The following is an 18,638-nucleotide window of genomic DNA, read 5'->3' as shown; positions in this document are numbered from 1 at the left end:
CGGCAGAAGCAGGATTGTCAGCCCGAAGTTCGCGACCGAGCGACAGCCGTTGCATAGCGGGCGGCCGTGATCATGGGGTCCGTGAGGGCACGGCCGACGACCGCGGCATACGCACCGATCTCGAGAGCGTGCACGACGTCGGCGGGGGTGCGCAGGCGGCCCTCCGCTATCACACGGATGTCGCGGGCGGCGAGCTGCTCGATGAGTGCGAAGTCGGGGGATTCGGAGTCGCTGCGCGTGTACGGGGTGTAGCCCGACAGGGTGGTGCCGATCAGTTCGGCCCCAGCATCCGATGCTCGTGTTCCTTCATCGAGGGTGGAGACGTCGGCCATGACAGGCAGCCCCGTGAGCTCTCGGACGGCGCCGATGATGGAGAGGTCGGCGCAGCGGACCTCGCGCGTCGCGTCGACGGCGATGATGTCGGCACCCGCGTGCGCAAGCTCAATGGCATGCTCGACGAGTGGAGTGATGACGTCTCGGGCTCCGCCCGGCACCTTGTGCAGCCCGATGATGGGTAGATCGGTGATCTCGCGGACCGCTCGAATGTCGGGAGCGCCATTGATGCGCAGCCCGTTCGCCCCACCGAGCACCGTTGCATGGGCAAGCGCGGCGATCATGCTGCTGTCGCGCAACGGACTGCCATCGTCTGCCTGCACCGAGGCGATGAAGCCGTGCTGCAGCTGGGCAATGGGGTTGTTGGTCATTTGAGTGCTCCCGCGCTGATGCCGCCGATAAAGAACTTCTGGCCGATGAGAAAGATGATCAGCGCGGGGATGGTGAACATGGTGCACGCGGCCATGAGAGGGCCCCACGCGACGTCGTTCTCGCCGAAGAAGGCGTAGAGGCCGATGGACAAGGTGTACGTCGATTCGTCGTTGAGGTAGATAAGCGGATTGAGAAAGTCGGTCCATGCCCACACGAACTGAAAGACCGCCGCCGTAACGATGGCGGGCCGCGCGATGGGCAGCACGATAGTGGCATAGGTGCGCAACTCGGATGCTCCATCGAGACGTGCCGCCTCGATGAGATCGTCTGGAACATTCATGAGGAACTGCCGAATAAGGAAGATGAAGAACGGTGTTCCGAGAAACGCAGGAACCACGAGCGGCAGATACGTGTTGGTGGCGCCGAGGCCGTTCCAGATGAGGAAGAGCGGAATGAGCGTCACTTGCGGCGGCAGCATCATGGTGGCGAGCACCATAATGAACAGCGGCTTCGCGCCGACCCACTTCACCTTGGAGAGCGCATAGGCGACGAGGGGGCACGACAGCGCAGTGCCGACAACGCTGAGGCCGGCGACGAGCATGGTGTTGCCGAGGTAGCGCCACACAGGAATCTGATCGAACGCTTTCGTGAAGTTGTCGAACGTCCACTCACTGGGAATGAGACTCGGCGGCGAACTGAAGACGTCTTGCGGTGCCTTCAGCGCCGTGGAGACCATCACAAGCAGCGGGAAGATAAACACCGCGGCAAGCACAATCACGAGCGCATGCTGTCGCAGCCGACGGAGAATCTTCGGCCTGCGCTTGGCTGCCGGCAGCTCGCGCGGCGAGCCGGCATCTGTCACGATCTGCGTATCACTTAGAGCCATAGTGCACCCACCGTTTCGACGAGGCCAGCACGACAAGCGTGACGATGAGCGTGACGATGAACAGCACCCAGGCCATGGCGGAGGCGTAACCCATCTTCAGGTACACGAACGCGTTCTGGTAGAGGTACATGGCATACGTCAACATCGACTGGTCGGGACCGGAGCTGATGTTGTTGAGCCGTTCTTGCGCGAGCACGTAGGGCTCGGTGAAGATCTGCAGGTAGGCGATGAGGCACACGATCACCTGAAAGAGGGTGACGGGCGACACTGTTGGCCAGGTGACGTTGAGAAACCGGCGCCACGGGCCAGCGCCATCAATGGATGCCGCTTCGTAGAGTTCGTGCGGAACATCCTTGAGCGCGGCGAGGTAGATGATCATGGTGCCGCCGACTGTCCAGAGTACGACGAGAACGATCGCGGGCTTCGTCCAGTCCGGTTCTTGCAACCAGCTGGGGCCGCTGATTCCGAACCACGAGAGAAAGTAGTTGACGAAGCCGTACTGCGTATTGAGCAACCACCGCCAGAGGTACCCGCCGACGACGATCGGGATGATCGAGGGAAGGTAGATGACCGCCCGGTATAGCGGCTGCCCCTTGATGGGAGTGTTGAGCAGGTGCGCCCCACCCAGCGCGATGGCGATGGTGAGGGGCACACCCATGACAGCGAGCACCAGTGTGTTCGCGAGCGACTTCCAGAACACATCGTCGTTCGCCATCTGCTCGTAGTTGTCGAGCCCGACCCAGTCCGGGGACTGGAAGAGGTTGAAGTCCGTGAAGCTGTAGTAGCCGGACGCGAGGATCGGGTAGGCGAAGAGCCCGAAGAATCCGACGATGAACGGCGACGCGAACGCCACGCCGATCCAGAACGACCGGCGTGTGCTGCGCGGACGCTTCGAGCCCTCCCTCCTGCGCGTCGAGCGGGCCTCGGGGCGTCGCCTCGTGAGCATCGACATCAGTGGCTCACTTCGTGTAGCTCTTCGTGCGCGTCGTGACGTAGTCGAGCGCCTTCTCGGCTTTCGACTTGCCGCGCACGACGTCGTCGAAGGCGTTGTCCAGATCGGTGGCGTACTCGGCGCTATAGGGCGCACTCGCCAGCGACTGGGCGTTCGGACTCGTGAGCGCGTCTGCCCAGACTTCGAAGTTGGGGAGGTCGCTGTAGGCATCGCTGTCGAGAAGCGATGTGCGCGCGGGAAGGTTGCCCAGCGTCAGGCTGAACTTCTCCATCACCTCGGGAGAGAGCAGGTAGGAGAGAAATTCGGCGGCCTCATCCTTGTGCTTGGAGTTGGTGGGGATGAAGAGCGTGCTCGACGTGACCTGCGTGGAGTTCTCGAGCTTCGGGCTCGCCGCCGGAATCGAGGTGACACCCCAGTCGAGCTCGGGGGCGACTTCAGAGGCGGATGCTGCGCGCCACTCACCATCGATGATCATGGCGACCTTGCCGCTGAAGAACGAGTCCTCTGCAGAGAGGTATTGGCCCTCACCGGCCTTGAAGTCGGCGAGGTTGTCAGCGCCGACCAGGTCGACAACGTTCTTCTGCCACCAGTCGACGGCCTCGATGTTGCCAGGGTCGGTTGGTGTCGGGCCGTTCTTGTCGCTCCAGGAACCGCCGAATGCGAACCCCATTGTGGTGAGCGTCGTCAAGGTTTTCGCATCGCCAATGCCGAGCTGGCTGATCTTGCCCGCGTCGTCGGTGACTGTGAGCTTCTCGACAGCATCCGCGAGCTCGTCCATCGTTGTGGGCGGCTCGACGCCTGCCTTGTCGAGGAGCGTCTTGTTGTAAAGCAGCTGGAAGCTGTGCACCGCGATGGGCAGCGCATAGGTTTGGCCATCGTGCTTCATCTGCTCGAGAGCAGCCGGCGCGAAGTCATCGAGATCGATGCTCTCTGACTCGATGTACTCGTCGAGCGGGGCGAGCACGCCCTTTGCCGCCCACGAGCCGACGTTCTCGCCGAAGTTGTCTGAAATGTCGAACGAGCCGTTCGATGACGACATCGATGTGAGCTGCTTCTGCTGATCGGGGCTTGAGACGCCCTTGACGACGATGTCGTCTTGGCTCTCGTTGAAGTCGTCGATGATCGTCTCGAGAACCTTGGCTTCGGGTCCAGACCAGAGATACGAGAACTTGAGCGTCGTTGGGCCGTCGGAATCGCCGCCGCCCGAGCATCCGGCCAGCGCGAGCGCTGCTGTTGTGGCAATCGCGATCACGCCTAATCGGCGTGAACGGGAAGTGGTGAAGAAGCTGTTCTTCATGGTGCCCTTTCCATCTTTGGCTATGGCAGAGTGTCTACTTGGTATATACCAATTTAAGCGGATGCTGAGAATATTGACACAGAAGTGCATCTAACGTCAAGATTGGTCGTAACCATTTTGCAAAGGAGCCAGCTTGTCGGGGTCAGCGCGTCAGACAAAGCACACACAGGTGCGGGAGTACCTCGTCGATCTCATTTCCGCTGGCCTACAGGCCGATGAGCGATTGCCCACCGAGCGAGAAGTGGCAGAAGCGCTCGGCGTCACACGCGTCACCGTTCGCAAGGCGCTCGATGACCTCGAGAAGGACCACCTCGTCTACCGCATCCAGGGTGCGGGCACCTTCGTAAGCGAGCCGCGCATCAGCAAGACGTTCGAATTTCACTCGTTCTCTGAAGACATGCTCGCGCGTGATCTCACGCCGGGGTCGTCGGAGACGCAGATCACCCTCGACGGTGCCGGCGGTCGCATTGGCTTCGCCTTGGGACTTAGCCCCGCGGAACAGGTCGTGCACATTATGCGCGTGCGCACGGCAGATGGCCGACCCATGTGCCTTGAGCATTCCTACGTGCCCGCCTCCCTCGTGCCGGGCCTCGAGAATGGCATGACCGAAGACTCGCTTTACCGCGAGCTGCGCGAACGCTACGGCATCCGCCCTGAACGCGCCGACCAGACCATTCACGCCGTGGTGCTCGACGAGACGACAGCGGAGTTGCTTCGCGTTCCGCCGTTCTCGCCCGCGTTCAACGTGCAGCGCACGGCCTTTGACCAACGTAATCGACCGATCGAGTACGCCGAGTCGCTGTACCGGGGCGACCGCTACTCCTACGACCTTTCCATCAATCGACTCTCCACCTGACGAGACAGGACGCAATGAACTCTCACGACCGCCGAATCGCCCTGCTGCCCCTCGATGATCGCCCCGTCAACGTGCTGCTGCCTGGGGACGTCGCGAACGTCGCCGGTGTGGCCCTCGACGTGCCCGACGCCGCGATGTTACCGAACTATCGCATGCAGGGAGACACGGATGCTCTCGCCGCATGGCTGCGCGAAAGGGCAAGCGACCCGCGCACAACGCACCTTGTCGTCTCGATCGATATGCTGCTCTATGGAGGCCTGATCGCGAGTCGGACGTCGCACGACTCGGTGCGCGACGTTGTTGCGCGGCTCGACGTGCTGCGCGAGATCAAGCGGTCGCGGCCCGAGATCACCATCTTCGCCGTCAGCCTTGTGATGAGGGCGAGCAACTCGTACTCCAATGCAGAAGAGCCCGAGTATTGGAAGGGTTACGGCAAAGATCTGCACGCGCTTGGCGGCGCCCTTCACCAACAGCTCGACAGCACCGAGACCGACCAGATTGATTCGCCGATCGACGTGCCCGACGGCATCCTCTCTGATTACGCATCGCGCCGTGCCCGCAACCACATGGTGAACATGAATGCCCTGCTGCTGCGCAATGAGGGCACCGTCGACTTTCTCGCGATCACGGCGGACGACACCGCGACTTTCGCCGCCGGCTCGGCCGAGCAGGTGTGGCTGCGGCACTGGATGCGCTTTCTCCCCGGCGCGCGCGACACGCTCATGTACCCGGGAGCGGATGAAGTGGGCGCTGCACTCGTGGCCCGTGCCATCGCGTCAACCGACGGCATCCGCCCTACCTTCGCTGCGCGCACTGCGCAGCAGGGCGGGTTTGACCGTGTGCCGCCGTTTGAGAACTGTCCGCTCGCCGAATCCGTCGATCGGCAGATTCGTGCGGCCGGCGCAGAGCGTGCCGAGGCGGAGGCCGACGTCGTGCTCGTGCTGCATGCGCCCGACCCGGACAGGCACGACATGTTCCGCGGCTACCCGGAAACGCCAGACCTGGATGCCGCCGAGGCTACCGTCGAGCTGGTGCGACGCTCCCTCGATGAGGGAAGCCGCGTCGCACTCGCCGACGTGCGGTTTCCGAACGGTGCCGACGCCGAGCTGCTGAAGCGACTCGCTGCGGAGGGGCTGCTCGAGCGACTGGAGGCGTTTGGGGCATGGAACACCGCGGGAAACACGATCGGCAGTGTCATCTCGCTGTGTGTCGCGGGCGAGGTGGGTCGTGCGTCGGGCGGCTTCGATGCCGATGCGTCGCGACGGGCCCTGCTCACGCGACTACTTGACGACTACGCGTATCAGGCGGTGATTCGCAGCGAGAAGGGACAGCAGCTCTTCCCCGATCGCTTCCCGCTCGCCGATGATTCGCGCGTCGAGAATGCGCAGTCGGTGATCCGTGACGACATGAACCGGATGCTGCGTGAGACGCTGCCCGGTGGCGACTGGACTGTCACGTCGTTGACGCTGCCGTGGCGCCGAAGCTTTGAGGTGGCGATCACTCTCTCACGGTGATCTGCCGTCGAGCAACCGCCGTCGACTATCGGCGCAATTTATCGCAGTTGATCGGGTATAACGCCGCTGTCGCTCGTACTCTCGGCTGAGCCTCACAAAGGGAGGTTCGCGCGCGTCGTCGACGCTTGTCTTCCGGGGTGATTTTGCCGTGCCATGTCAACTCATGTGGCATTGAAATATGAAAAACCCTTGACATGGGTCATGGGCGTTGTCTAGTGTCCCCAGCATGGGAGTTGCACTCAATGAAGAGGGGCTTTCACTCAGTGAGAGTCCAAAGCCTAGCTACATGGGTCGGATACTCGACCTGCTCGAGTTGGCGGTGATCGCGGACGATGCTCCGCTGACAATGACCGAAATCTCTGAGCGGGCACGCGTTCCGATGTCAACGACGTCGCGTTTGGTGAGAAATCTTGAAGACTGGGATTTCCTCGTGCAAGACGGCCACGGAAAGTACCTGCCCGGTGGACGCGTCGTGAGGATGGCCGTCGTCGTCAATGCACAGCTCCATACCCCGCAGCGGATTGAAGCCGCGACAATGCGCATTGCAGAGGCAACGGGGGAAAGCGTCACCGGCGGCCTCATCATCGGAGACCGCATCGTCATCGTCGCGAGGACGGAATCTGAGCACTCGCTTCGCGCAGTGCATCGTGTCGGCGAGCAGGTGTCACCCACCGCAGCTGCACTAGGCAAGGCGATTCTGTCGCGGTCCTCAGACCAGCGGAAGCACGAGCTTGCCGTTGCATGGGAACGCGAAGATGGCAGTCCGCGCCTTGAAGATCTTGACAGCGAGTTGCACCAGGCGCTCGCCGATGGCTACACGAAAGACGAAGAGACCTTTGCCCCTGGATTGCGGTGTCGCGCCGTGCCCATCATCGGTCAAGACGGTCTGGCCGTCGGTGCCGTCTCAGTCGCAGGGCCCTCCGCACGATTTCTTCCAGAGATCGCGGACGAGGCAGCAAAACTGCTGCTGAACGAGGCGGCGGCGCTCTCGTCACTCCCCATTGATCATGTCGTCAAGTTTTCGCGTGAGGTGTCCAATGTCGTCAGAGATTGATATCGAAACTCGCAACGTCCGGAAAGTCTTCGGCGGCGGTGTCGTCGCCCTGGACAAGATCAACCTGCAGGTTGAGCGCGGCTCGTTCTTCTCACTACTGGGGCCCTCGGGGTGCGGCAAATCCACACTCCTGCGTCTGCTCTCAGGACTTGACGATCCAACCGACGGAGAAGTTCTCGTTCGCGGCACGTCAGTCAAAGAAACTCCTGGGCACAAGCGAGCCACGAACCTTGTCTTTCAACGACTTGCGCTCTTTCCTCAAATGACCATTGCGGAGAACGTCGCATTCGGGCCCAAAGTTCACCGACGGGGTCGTGACGATGTTCGCAGAATCGTCGACGAGAAGCTCGACCTTGTTGGTCTCACAGAGCTCGCAAACCGGTACCCGCACGAGATATCGGGAGGTCAGCAGCAACGAGTGGCGATTGCCCGAGCCCTCGCAAATGAGCCCGCGGTGCTTCTGCTCGATGAGCCGTTGAGCTCCCTCGACCAAAAGCTGCGCGTCCAGATGCAGCGTGCACTTAAGCAGATACAGAAGGACTCCGAGACGACGTTCGTCTACGTCACTCACGACCAGCACGAGGCGTTCACAATGTCTGACGCCATCGCCGTGATGAACAACGGCGTGATCGAGCAAGTGGGTTCGCCCCGCGAGGTATACAACAAGCCGGCAAGCCGATTCGTCGCAGCCTTCGTCGGCGACACGAACGTCATCGAGACTCGTGAGCTTTCAGGTGCCGAGGCCCCTTCGAACGGAGAGAACGCTGGTGCTGTTGCAGTCAAAGCCGAAGTGGTGCACATCGGCAAGACGCTCGTTCCCGAGATCGAGAATCGCTTCGCCGGGAGGGTTGCAGATGTCTCGTTTGGCGGCTCGGTCGTGAGCTATCGCGTTGTCATTGGCAGCGGTGCGACTGTCGCTGTCGAGAGTCCCGCTGTCTCGGACTTTCAACCCGGCGTGGGGGAAGAAGTTGAAATCGGATGGCGTTCGAACGCCGTTGTCGAATTGAGCCGTTGAAGTCTCGAACGAAATTGAGGAATCAATCATGAATAACACCGATAAGAGTGGGGCCCGGGGCATAGAGGCCGTTCGGAGCCGGCTGTCGAGGCGTGGCTTTCTCATGGGCACTGCAGGGTTGGCGGCAGCGTCCACGCTGAGTGCGTGCTCGTCACCTTTCGCGCAGGACGGCGGAAGCAACGGAGGAGGTGGAAAGAAGCTCTCGATCACAATGTTCGTTTTTCTCGGCGGAGACTTGGCAAAGATGCCTAAGGAGTTTGCGAAGGAGTACATGGAGAGCAACCCGAATGTCTCCATCGAGTTCTATGAACAGTCCAACTCGGTCGGGTACGGCAAGATGCTCGCGCAGCGGAAGGCCGACCCAGAGAAACCTCTCGTCAACATGGGCTTCTTCAATACGAATACGTCTATTCAAGGCATCGGTGACGATATGTGGGAGTCGTTGGACTACTCATCGATGAAGAACGCCGCAGACGTTCTGCCAATTTTCCAGCGTGACGATCACAAAGGCATTGGGATCGGATCAGACCAGTACGGGCTCTTGCTCAACCCGGATGCCTTGGGAAGTAAGCCAACATCGTGGTCAGCCCTCTGGGACAGAAAATACAAGGGCACACTCAGCCTCTTCAACTTCCCCTGGTATGCCGTCTACGCGGCAGCGCTCGCCAACGGCGGCAGCTTGGACGATATGGAACCGGGATGGAAGATCTGGGAAGAGCGTGCAGATCAGATCAAGCTGATCGTCGAGTCCAACCCGCAGTACCTCAATGTGCTCAGTGACGGAACAGCCCCTCTGACTACATATTTCGCCGGCACAGGCCAGCAGTGGATCAACGAGGGTGCCCCTCTCGAGTATGTCGTTCCAGACGAGGGCGCCATGCCGCTTCCTGTTTTTCTGCAGTCCGTTGCCGGACAGGGAGACGACGAGACCGAGGTGTGTCAAGACATCATCAACGAGATGCTCTCGCCGAAGTGGGTCTCACGCTGGGCCGAGACATCCATTGAGATTCCTGCAACACAAAGTGCCGAGATTCCAGATTCCCTGGCAGATCTGCCCGCGTTCCAGCAGTCCACGATCGATGGATTGCTGGAGATCGACTACGACATCGTCGGCGAAAAGCAGGCCGAGTGGACAGAGCGCTGGAACAACAACGTCGTTCCGAAGATCTAGGACAGGTGCGTTGTGGTCTCACAGATTTCGGCGCAGCGCGGCCGCAGAACACCAGTGATCGGCAGCCAGCACTCGAGCCGGCCTCGCTGGGTCGGACTTGCGCTTGCATCACCGACAGCGCTGCTTTTGCTCACTCTGTTTCTCGGATCCATCGCGCTGCTTGTCGATCAATCGCTGCAGGAAGACATGGGCGGCGGTTCAGGGACGACGGCTGCACATTGGTCGGCATTCTTCACGTCGAGCAGCAGACTGGAGGCGATCGGGGAGACATTCCTCATCGCCGCATTAAGCGCCGTCATCTCGACGGTCATCGCTGTTCCCACTGCTTACGGGCTGCACCGCATGAAGAGTTCCACCTGGAGATTCGTCGGAATCTTCATCGTCTTCGCGCCTCTGATGACGAGTGTTATCGCTCGAACGTATGGGTGGAGTCTGCTTCTCGGGCAGAAGGGAATTGTGAACTGGGCGGTGGGGCTCGTCGGTATGCAGCCGCTGGACATGCTGTATGCGCGTCCGGCAGTCGTCATCGCGCTCGTTCACATATTTCTGCCCTTCGTCGTCTTTCCGATACTCAGCTCTCTCGGTCAACTTGACGGGGCGCTAAGGGATGCCGCGATTGACCTGGGAGCCCGACCATGGACGACGTTTCGGCGTGTGATTCTTCCGTTGATCCTTCCCGGAATCATTGCAGGAGCGCAGATTACCTTTGCGCTGTCGATGAGCTCGTTTGCGACTCCATCCCTTCTCGGCGGCGGCAGAGTGTCGGTTCTGGCAACACTTGTGTATAGCGACGTGAACACCGTGCAGTGGCCCATGGCTGCGGTCACGAGCATCGTGTTGCTTGTCTTGGCAGTCGTTGTGCTCGGTCTGTTCACCCTGGCTCAGAAGAAGACGCAGGTCGGCGGGGCGCAGGGGGTTACCGCTGCACCCGGAGAGAAGAGCATCCATGGCGGTCTTGCCACATGGATGATCGCCGTCTACATCTTTGTTCTTTCCCCGCTCATAATTATCATCATCTCGTCGTTTTCCTCAGCCTCGTATGGGGCATGGCCTCTGCCGGGATGGTCAACAAAGTGGTACGCGAACTTGCTGAGTCAAGACGGGCTCGGGGAAGCTGCGTACGCGAGCGTGTTCATTGCTCTGTGGGCGACGGTCATCGTTCTGATCATCGGCACCATGGCGAGCGTCAGCTTTCACCGCTATCGGGGACTTGTGCTGCGCGGCGTCTCGGTGCTGAGTCTTGCGCCAATGGTCGTCCCAAAGGTGACGATTGGGCTCGCCGCCTTTCTTCTGCTGAACATCACCGGTGTGCTCCAGGGAATAGCGGGCATCATCGCCATGCACGTCATCATTACACTTCCGTTTGTCGTCATCGTTCTGACGTCGGCGCTGTCCCGCACAGACGCAACGCTCGACGACGCGGCTCGCGACCTCGGCGCCGGTCCACTGAGAGCATTCAGAGCGTCGACGCTGTTCGCAATTCGCCCCTCACTCATCGCAGCGGGTCTCTTCGCGTTCATCGTCAGTTTCGACGAGGTCGACATGACCGTATTTCTGCTGAAGCCGGGTCAGGAGACTCTTCCCGTGTGGATGTTCACCTACATGCAGAAATACCAAGACCCAACGCTGGCTGCGTTGGCATCACTGCTCATCGCACTTTCATTGGTCATCGCATTTGTCGCTGGCCTCTTCCTCTTGCGCGGCGAAAAAGCCGGGCTCGCGTCGTCACGGTGACGGCGCGCCGCCACTCAGACGGCGGCATACACCTGACCACAACAGATACGAAGGAGAATCATGGGTACGAAAGCATCTCGCGCACTTGACTACAAACACATCACGACAATGCCAACCGGCGCCGACATCTCGTTGGCCATTCACACGATCACAGGGAGCGAGCCCGGTCCGCGCTTTCTCATCTTCGGCGGAATTCACGGTGACGAAGCCACTGCAGTCGAAGCGGTGAGGCGCATCGTCGATGCCGTCGACGAGAACGAACTCACGGGTACCCTCGTCGCCGTACCGGTCAGCAACCCGTATGCGTACGAGAGCATGACACGGCACACGACACAGGACGGGCTCAACCTGAATCGGATCTTCCCCGGGGATGCCGGAGGATCATTGACTGAGCAGCTCGCTGCAGCGCTCGTCGAGATTCAGGAGGGCGCTGACTACTTCATCGATTTCCATAGCAGCGGCCTGTATTCGACCGTCGATTACGCTTACGTCCACTCGGGCGCCGAGGTGCTGGCGAAAAACTACGGCACTTCTCTCCTCTACCACCACGACCCGTACACCGGTTCCTCCGCAGAGATGATGCTGTCGGCTGGGAAGCCAGCGATGGTCAGCGAGCTTGGCGGCGGAGGGCAGCTGACGACTGACTTCCTCGATCGCTCCGTCGCAGGAACACTCAACGTGCTTCGCGCTGTCGGGATGCTGCCGGGTGAGCCAGTGGATCCTCCGACACAGAAGGTGATGACCACGCTCGTCACACTTCGGCCCACAAAAGGCGGAGCCGTCATCTCGGAGTTCGGCCCCGAGACACTGGGGTCTGTCGTGCCGGGCGGAACCGTTCTCGGCCGCGTCGTAAACCCTCACACATTCGAGGTGGTCGAAGAGCTCGTAGCTCCGTTCGACGAGACCATCATTGTTCTGACTCGGGAGGAGTACACGCGGTGCGCTCCTGGTGACTATGGATTCATGGTGGGCGACAACGGCACGGTCACAACTATCGATGAGCTCTGATCTCGGCAATTGCCATATCTCGAACCGGAAAGTAGGTAATTCATGATCCGCACGATTCTCACGTTCGATGTTCCGCTGGATCGCATCGACAGCATCCTCGAGGCGTATGAGAGAGAGCAGATTCTTCAGCGCGCAATGGAAGAGGCCGGTGGAATCTCGACCGATATCGCGGTGGCCACGGACAACTCTGGGCGTGTGCTCGTGACTGCGCTGTGGCCCGATGAGGAGGCGTACCAGCGCTGGGTAGACAATCCGTTCCGTGCTGAATCCAACGGTCGGTTGGGCGACCTCATGGATGGTGTCGTCGGAATTGGGCAGACGTTCCGCGTGAAAATCGGTGCAGAAGGATGACTGCAAACCTGACCATCATCAACGCCCTGCTGTTCGATGGCACGTCGGAGGACCTCAACGAAGGCACCCTCCACGTGCGCGACGGCAAGATTGTCGATGGAGGTGACGCGGCCCCCGACGCCTCAGTGATCGACGCCGGGGGGCGCGTCGTTATGCCTGGACTGATCGACGCTCATTTTCACGCATACGGAATCACGCTCAACGGGTTCTTCAACGATCACGCCCCGCTGAGCTACGTCGCTCTTGTCGGTTCGACGCGGCTGCGTTCGTCTCTGCACCGTGGCTTTACAACGGTGCGCGATGTTGCCGGGGGTGAAAAAGGGATCGCGATGGCTCTGGAGAGGAGCGTCATCGATGGGCCGCGATACCTCTACACGGGGCCGGCTCTCAGTCAAACAGGTGGCCATGGCGATCCGCGTTCGGACGACATGCAACTGGACTTCTGCAGAGGGCACTCCAACCAGATTGTTGATGGTGTCTCCGATCTGCGAAAAGTTGTGCGCGAGAGATTCCGAACGGGTGCGCACGCGATTAAAATCATGGCCTCGGGCGGGGTCATCTCGCCCGTTGATCCGCTGGAGATTCCTCAATACTCGGCCGAGGAGATCCAAGCAGTGGCCGATGAAGCCACCCGACGAGGCAGTTACGTCGCGGCGCACGCGTACTCCGCAGAAGCGGTCAGGCATGCCGTCGCGAATGGCGTGCGCTCGATTGAACATGGAAATCTCATGGATGCTGGCGCGGCAGAGATGATGGCATCCACGGAGAGCGTGCTCGTTCCGACCTTGATCGCCTATGACGCCATGAAGCGACGAGGGGCCGAGCTTGGCCTTCCCGCAAGTGCGCAGAAGAAGAACAAGGAAGTGTTCGCTTCGGGGCAGAAGGCGATTGAACTGGCTCAGCGAGCGGGGGTCGAGATTGCCTATGGTTCGGACCTGCTGGGTGACCTCGAGGGTGAGCAGCTCAACGGTCTGCGGCTTCAGGCCGAGATCCTCGGCAACGTCGAGACGCTTCGTTCTGCGACATCCGTTGGCTCTCGTTTGATCAGAAGGGATGACCTCGGAAACCTCGACGTCAACTCTGTTGCCGACGTTCTGATCCTGGATGGAAACCCGCTGGATGACCTCGGCGCACTCGTCGATTCGGATCGCCCGCGGACTGTTGTGCAGGGTGGACGCGTGGTCTTCGACAGCCTCGGCGTCAGTCCGAGCTAGGCTCGCGTATCTGCCGGCGCGAGCGTCTCCTGCGCTGATCCGATGAGGCCGTCGAGCTGCTCCTTCATGCGGTTCAGCTCGTCGGCGCGAGCTGCGATCACCTCGCGCTGTGACGTGAGCTGGGCGATAGTCTCGGGCGTCGCAACTCGCGTGTTCACGCAACCGAGGAGGTTGTGGATGACCGCGGTTGTGAGGCCCGCTCGGATGAGCTGCTGAATGAATTGCACGCGTTCGATCGCGGACTCGGGGTAGCGGCGCTGGCCCCCAGCCGTGCGGTCGGAGGCGATCAAACCGTGTTGTTCGTAGTACCGGACAACGCGCGGCGTCACTCCTGCTGCTTGAGCAACAGCACCGATGCTCAGCATGGCTACCTCCCTTGTGAGTCCGTCGAGCAAACGTTAACTTGACTCTGACGTTAGCGTCACATTCTACGCTGTCGGTGACGCCTCGACCACCGTCGAGGTTGTGCATGAGAGAGAGGGTAGAAACAGTGGTAGCCATTGAACACGCAGTTGCAGTTGTGACGGGAGCAAATCGTGGGCTCGGGCGAGAGTTTGCGCGTCAGCTGATGGAACGTGGTGCGCGTGTGTACGCAGGGGCGCGAGACCCCGGCAGCGTCGATCTTGAGGGCGTTGAGCCACTGCAACTCGACATCACTCGACCGGAGCAGGCGGCGGAGGCGGCGCGGGTAGCGTCGACAGCATCCATTCTCATCAACAACGCCGGAGTGTCCACACTTGCGCGGGTCAGCGATGGGAGCCTCGACGACATTCGGCGCGAGATGGAGGTGAACTACTTCGGCACTCTGAACATGGTGAGGGCGTTCGCGCCGGTGCTTGCGGCGAACGGCGGCGGGGCGATGCTGAACGTCTCGTCGGTGATGGCCTGGCTCGCGCTGGACCACTCGAACAGCTACGGCGCATCGAAGGCAGCTGTCTGGGCCCTATCGAACGGGCTGCGTGTGGAGCTGGCGGATGCGGGCACACAGGTGAGCTCGATGTTCATGGCGAGCACGGACACCGACATGATGAGCGCGTTTGACATTCCGAAGCATCGGCCGGAAGACATTGTTCGAGTCGCGCTAGATCGGTTCGCTGCCGGTGAGCTGGAGATTCTCGCCGACGACACAGCCGAGGGATTGAAGGAAGCACTGTCGCAGGACAGGGGCGTGCACGCCGCTTAGATTGGGCGCTGCACAATCACTCGTGCGACGCGCCGGGGATGGAGAGCGGAATGTGGGGCGGGTACGCCCAGATGCCTCCGCGATGACCCTCCGGGCGAATGACCGTGAGCCCTGCCTCGTCGGCGATGAGAGCCCCCGCTGCCCAGTCGAACTCATAGAGATCCGTCTCGACAAACGCGCTCGTCGAGCCGTCCGCCGCCATGCAGAGTCCGAGCGCGGCCGAGCCGACACTTCGGACATCAGTGAAGTTCTCCATATAAAGAGGGAGATCGGCAAACTGCCGCGCCCGCATCTCGCGGCTGTATGAGAACCCCGTGCCGAAGAGCACGGTGTCGGCGTCGGGGTCGGCTCCCGTGAGTTGAACCGTGCTTCCTCTCGACACCAGCCACGCACCGCAATCCGCTTGCGCGAAGTACTCCTGTCGCAAAACGGGAGCGTTCACGACGCCGGCAATCCAGCGCCCCGTGGCAACCTCCTGAACGGCAACCGACGCTCCGAAGTAGGGGATGCCGGTGACAAAGTTCGAAGTGCCGTCGAGCGGGTCGATTGACCAGCGATAGGCGGCTGCGTCGCTGCCCGTAGCCCCGTACTCCTCGCCGGTGATCGCATCGTCGGGGCGGCGGGCGCCGATGTAGTTTCGGATCGTCTGCTCGGCTCGACGGTCGACATCTGTGACGATATCGCCAAGCTCGCTCTTCGCCGTGACGCTGATGTGCGCGCCCACAGAGGCGTCGAGAATCAGCGCTCCGGCCCCCGCCGCACCGCGGGCGATGGTGAGCAGGTCTTCGGCGATTGATGCTGGCATATGCGCTCCGATCACAAACATTGCGAGAACCTCACACGCTAGCAATATCGTGCGAGAAAATCTCAGCTAGGCTGAGAAAGCAGTGGGGGACGTCAGGGAGGACAGCACCAGTGGCTCTTGGCATCAACACCTGCTTCGCGGTGAAGCGGTGGACACGGCCCGGCGACATTATTCGGATCGTCAGCGATGAGCTCGGCGTCAGGTCGTGCCAGCTCAGCGTCGACAATCTGCCGCTCGCCGACCCCCGGTCGGCGGAGTCGCGCGAGTACGTCCGCCGCTTTGCGGCGGCATCAGACACTGCCGGTGTTGAGCTTGACTCGATCTTCACCGGTCTCGCGGCATACTCGACAAGCCTGCTGCTTGACGACGACGAAGCCGCACGAGACGCGGCCGAGGCGTGGTACGAGAGCCTCATCGTGTTGGGTGGAATCGCCGGAGCGCGATCCGTCGGAGGGCACATCGGGGCGCTCTCCATGCCGACAGCGAGCGACCCTGACCGCCGCGAGCGAGCGATGGACGAGTTGCACGAACGGATGCAGCGGCTCTCTCTGCGCGCCGCGACAGAGGGTCTGTGCACGCTGCTCTTCGAGAACATGGCCGTCGAACGCGAGCCGGGATCGGTGCTTGACACCGCGGTGCGACTCGAAGCCTCGCTCGCGACAGCATCCGTTCCCTGGCAACTCTGCTTCGACGTGGGGCACCCTGTCGCCATGGCGCAAAACGACGTGGATGCCCTAGCCCCCTGGTTCGGTGCGGCGTGGATAACCGACCCGATGCTGCAACTGCAATTCTCGCGTCCTGGCGCCGACATGCACGCGGGTTTTGACGACGTCGACTCAGACGTTGGAGTGAGCCCGATGCGTGTCGCCGAAGCTCTTGTCGAAGCCGAATGGCCCAGCAGTTCTCTGTTTATCGAAGTGATGCCCGCGCCCGAGATGCGCGATGACGCCGTCGTGCCCATGTTGCGTCGCACTGTTGACGTATGGACGAAGGTGCTCGCCTGATGTCCATACACAGCGCGCCAACTCTGAGCACGACGGCGCCTGCGTTCCACTGCTATGCAGCGGCTTGGGCGCGATACGACCGCGCGGCCGACATGAGCTCCTCAACGCGTGACTGGTCCGCTGAGTTCTCGAACTTTCCGTCTTTTTTGAAGTACGTTCCCACAATGGCGCCATCGGCGACCGACAACTGGTCTGCGACGTTCTCGGCCTTGACGCCCGTGTTCACGAACACGGGAACGGTGCCTGCCGCCTGCTTGACAATCGACACCGACTGGGTGTCCGTCGGGGCGCCGGCGGTGAGGCCCGACACGCAGAGGGCGTCGGGGAGAGTGGCGAACACGGTAGAGCGAGCGACCGATGAAAGATCGCGGGTCGCCAGGTACGCGGCCGACTCCGGAACGATGTTGAAGAACAGCTTGACGTTGCCGGCACCAATGCGATGACGATGACGAGAGACTTCGCCGACATTCGTGTTCCACAGACCGAAGTCGCTTGCATAGACACCCGTGAAGATTTCGCGCACGAAGGCGGCATCCGTCGCCACGGCGAGGTCGATCGATGCCCGAGCATCCCACAGTACGTTGACGCCGTAGGGCACTTCGAGATCTCGATTCAGCTCGCCGATGACGCGCGCCATCGTCACCGAGGTGATCCGCTCGGTGTCCGTCAAGTAGGGGAGGCTGAACTCATTGGAGATCAGAACCCCGTCGACGCCGCCACTCTGAAGAGCGTTGAGCTCTCGCTTTGCGCGATCCACGATGGCAGAGATGCCGGCGGTGGAGTCGTAGCCTGGGTCACCGGGCAGCGCAGAAAGGTGAAGCATGCCCACAACGGGTTTCGGCGATGCAAAGACGTCGGTAAGCCAATTGGTCATTGTTCCTCGTTTCAACTCTGATGCAGAGGCGATGGTATGAATTCACAAGAACCTAATCACAAGTGAACAATTAACACAAGATACGATCGACGTTTCAGATCGGAAGGGAAAGAACGATGGCGATGGATGCTCACGAGCGGCGTGCGCGGGTCGAGCAGCGAGTTCTGGCGGACGGTGAGGCAGAATTTCGCACACTCGCGCTGGAGTTCGACGTGTCTGAAATGACGATTCGACGCGACATCGAGCTCCTCGAGGAGAAGGGCAGTGTCCGACGCGTAGTCGGCGGAGCCATTGCCTCCCGCGGTAAGTCGGCCGAGCCGACGTTTACATCGAGGGCACTCACTGGAGCACGTGAGAAGGCACACATCGCCGCCGCTGCCGTTGAGCTGTTGGAGCCGGGTGAGACCGTCGTTCTCGACAGCGGAAGCACGGTGCTCGCTGTGGCGCGCGCGATCAAGGGGCGCGGGCTCGGACTCACGATCATCACGCCGAGCATCCTGGTCGCGCTTGAGCTTCACGATGAGCCGAACACGAAGATCGTCATGACGGGCGGGATGGTGCGTCCCGGCGAACTGAGCCTCATCGGAGCCCCCTCGGTTGCCTCGTTCGCGCAGTACAACTGCGATGTGTTTGTCATGGGCGTCGCCGGAGTCGACGGGAAGCGCGGCCTTTCGGACTACAACGGCGAAGAAGGTGCGGTGAAGAAGGCGGCGATGAAGACCGCGGACCGCGTGATCGTCGTTGCCGATGCGTCAAAGCTCGGTCGCGTTCAGCTGATGAATGTGGCGGCTCCGGGAGAGATCACAGCGCTGGTCACCGACGGCGACCCCGAAGACACGGCACTCAGCGGATTCCGTGCTGCTGGCGTTGAGGTCAGGTGCATCCCAGCGCGGTGACAATGAGGTCGTGTTACCAAATTGTTGTTATTTCACACAAAGGCGCGTGATTGACAAATTGCCACAGATGTATTTAGGTTCCAGAAGGGCTGTAATTTAATCCCGAAACTTATCTCGGT

The 18,638-nt window shown here is 61.1% G+C and carries 19 protein-coding genes; 12 read left to right on the top strand and 7 right to left on the bottom strand.

Annotated elements, in window-relative coordinates; all coding sequences use genetic code 11:
* Window positions 1-17 precede the first annotated feature (17 nt).
* From HCR76_RS15370 to HCR76_RS15355, 4 genes are read right to left on the bottom strand one after another with little or no spacing between them, the layout of a single operon-like run.
* Window positions 18-704, bottom strand: coding sequence for an N-acetylmannosamine-6-phosphate 2-epimerase (locus tag HCR76_RS15370; protein ID WP_166987326.1), 687 nt, complete (start codon window positions 702-704; stop codon window positions 18-20).
* The gene (locus HCR76_RS15365; RefSeq protein WP_166987329.1) at window positions 701-1,591 is read right to left on the bottom strand and encodes a carbohydrate ABC transporter permease; all 891 of its coding nucleotides are present in this window, start codon (window positions 1,589-1,591) and stop codon (window positions 701-703) included. Before HCR76_RS15365 ends, HCR76_RS15370 begins: the two co-directional genes overlap by 4 nt.
* A complete protein-coding gene (locus HCR76_RS15360; protein ID WP_235934483.1) occupies window positions 1,578-2,543 on the bottom strand; it encodes a carbohydrate ABC transporter permease in 966 nt (321 codons plus the stop codon). Before HCR76_RS15360 ends, HCR76_RS15365 begins: the two co-directional genes overlap by 14 nt.
* Window positions 2,544-2,550: 7 nt before the next feature.
* On the bottom strand, window positions 2,551-3,840 hold the full coding sequence (locus HCR76_RS15355; protein ID WP_166987332.1) for an ABC transporter substrate-binding protein: 1,290 nt from the start codon (window positions 3,838-3,840) through the stop codon (window positions 2,551-2,553).
* A 133-nt stretch (window positions 3,841-3,973) separates the two neighbouring features.
* Between HCR76_RS15355 and HCR76_RS15350 the strand changes: the two genes are divergently transcribed.
* The 9 genes from HCR76_RS15350 (at window position 3,974) to HCR76_RS15310 (ending at window position 13,757) form a co-directional block, all read left to right on the top strand.
* On the top strand, window positions 3,974-4,696 hold the full coding sequence (locus tag HCR76_RS15350; protein WP_166987335.1) for a GntR family transcriptional regulator: 723 nt from the start codon (window positions 3,974-3,976) through the stop codon (window positions 4,694-4,696).
* Between the two features lie 14 nt (window positions 4,697-4,710).
* Entirely contained in the window at window positions 4,711-6,210 is a 1,500-nt protein-coding gene (locus HCR76_RS15345) for a DUF4127 family protein (protein WP_166987338.1), read from the top strand.
* Window positions 6,211-6,496: 286 nt separating this feature from the next.
* The gene (locus HCR76_RS15340; RefSeq protein ID WP_166987341.1) at window positions 6,497-7,264 is read left to right on the top strand and encodes an IclR family transcriptional regulator; all 768 of its coding nucleotides are present in this window, start codon (window positions 6,497-6,499) and stop codon (window positions 7,262-7,264) included.
* The gene (locus tag HCR76_RS15335; protein WP_166987344.1) at window positions 7,248-8,279 is read left to right on the top strand and encodes an ABC transporter ATP-binding protein; all 1,032 of its coding nucleotides are present in this window, start codon (window positions 7,248-7,250) and stop codon (window positions 8,277-8,279) included. The genes HCR76_RS15340 and HCR76_RS15335 overlap by 17 nt, the downstream gene beginning before the upstream one ends.
* A 28-nt stretch (window positions 8,280-8,307) precedes the next feature.
* Window positions 8,308-9,450 (top strand): ABC transporter substrate-binding protein, encoded by a 1,143-nt coding sequence (locus tag HCR76_RS15330; RefSeq protein WP_166987346.1) that lies wholly within the window; start codon window positions 8,308-8,310, stop codon window positions 9,448-9,450.
* Window positions 9,451-9,462: 12 nt separating this feature from the next.
* A complete protein-coding gene (locus tag HCR76_RS15325; protein ID WP_166987350.1) occupies window positions 9,463-11,184 on the top strand; it encodes an ABC transporter permease subunit in 1,722 nt (573 codons plus the stop codon).
* Between the two features lie 60 nt (window positions 11,185-11,244).
* Window positions 11,245-12,192, top strand: a complete 948-nt coding sequence (locus HCR76_RS15320) for a succinylglutamate desuccinylase/aspartoacylase family protein (RefSeq protein ID WP_166987353.1) — start codon at window positions 11,245-11,247, stop codon at window positions 12,190-12,192.
* A gap of 42 nt (window positions 12,193-12,234) precedes the next feature.
* On the top strand, window positions 12,235-12,543 hold the full coding sequence (locus HCR76_RS15315) for an antibiotic biosynthesis monooxygenase family protein (RefSeq protein ID WP_166987356.1): 309 nt from the start codon (window positions 12,235-12,237) through the stop codon (window positions 12,541-12,543).
* Window positions 12,540-13,757, top strand: a complete 1,218-nt coding sequence (locus HCR76_RS15310) for a metal-dependent hydrolase family protein (protein ID WP_166987359.1) — start codon at window positions 12,540-12,542, stop codon at window positions 13,755-13,757. The genes HCR76_RS15315 and HCR76_RS15310 overlap by 4 nt, the downstream gene beginning before the upstream one ends.
* Here the strand turns inward: HCR76_RS15310 and HCR76_RS15305 are convergent.
* Window positions 13,754-14,122 carry a MerR family transcriptional regulator gene (locus HCR76_RS15305; protein ID WP_198248077.1) on the bottom strand — a complete coding sequence of 123 codons (369 nt, stop codon included), beginning with the start codon at window positions 14,120-14,122 and terminating at the stop codon, window positions 13,754-13,756. The genes HCR76_RS15310 and HCR76_RS15305 overlap by 4 nt on opposite strands.
* Before the next feature lie 125 nt (window positions 14,123-14,247).
* On the opposite strand from HCR76_RS15305, the gene HCR76_RS15300 reads away from it, so the two are divergent.
* Window positions 14,248-14,940, top strand: a complete 693-nt coding sequence (locus HCR76_RS15300) for an SDR family oxidoreductase (RefSeq protein ID WP_198248076.1) — start codon at window positions 14,248-14,250, stop codon at window positions 14,938-14,940.
* A gap of 16 nt (window positions 14,941-14,956) precedes the next feature.
* On the opposite strand, the gene HCR76_RS15295 is transcribed toward HCR76_RS15300, so the two are convergent.
* A complete protein-coding gene (locus HCR76_RS15295; RefSeq protein WP_166987365.1) occupies window positions 14,957-15,745 on the bottom strand; it encodes an inositol monophosphatase family protein in 789 nt (262 codons plus the stop codon).
* A gap of 110 nt (window positions 15,746-15,855) precedes the next feature.
* Between HCR76_RS15295 and HCR76_RS15290 the strand changes: the two genes are divergently transcribed.
* Complete coding sequence (locus tag HCR76_RS15290) at window positions 15,856-16,749, top strand: TIM barrel protein (protein ID WP_166987368.1); 894 nt, start codon at window positions 15,856-15,858, stop codon at window positions 16,747-16,749.
* A 52-nt stretch (window positions 16,750-16,801) separates the two neighbouring features.
* Here HCR76_RS15290 and HCR76_RS15285 read toward each other — a convergent pair whose 3' ends face one another.
* Complete coding sequence (locus HCR76_RS15285) at window positions 16,802-17,623, bottom strand: BtpA/SgcQ family protein (RefSeq protein ID WP_166987371.1); 822 nt, start codon at window positions 17,621-17,623, stop codon at window positions 16,802-16,804.
* A 116-nt stretch (window positions 17,624-17,739) separates the two neighbouring features.
* Between HCR76_RS15285 and HCR76_RS15280 the strand changes: the two genes are divergently transcribed.
* The gene (locus tag HCR76_RS15280; RefSeq protein ID WP_166987374.1) at window positions 17,740-18,519 is read left to right on the top strand and encodes a DeoR/GlpR family DNA-binding transcription regulator; all 780 of its coding nucleotides are present in this window, start codon (window positions 17,740-17,742) and stop codon (window positions 18,517-18,519) included.
* Window positions 18,520-18,638 lie beyond the last annotated feature (119 nt).

The organism is Paramicrobacterium chengjingii (assembly GCF_011751765.2).
Lineage (GTDB): Bacteria > Actinomycetota > Actinomycetes > Actinomycetales > Microbacteriaceae > Paramicrobacterium > Paramicrobacterium chengjingii.
This window is presented reverse-complemented; position numbering and strand designations above follow the sequence as displayed.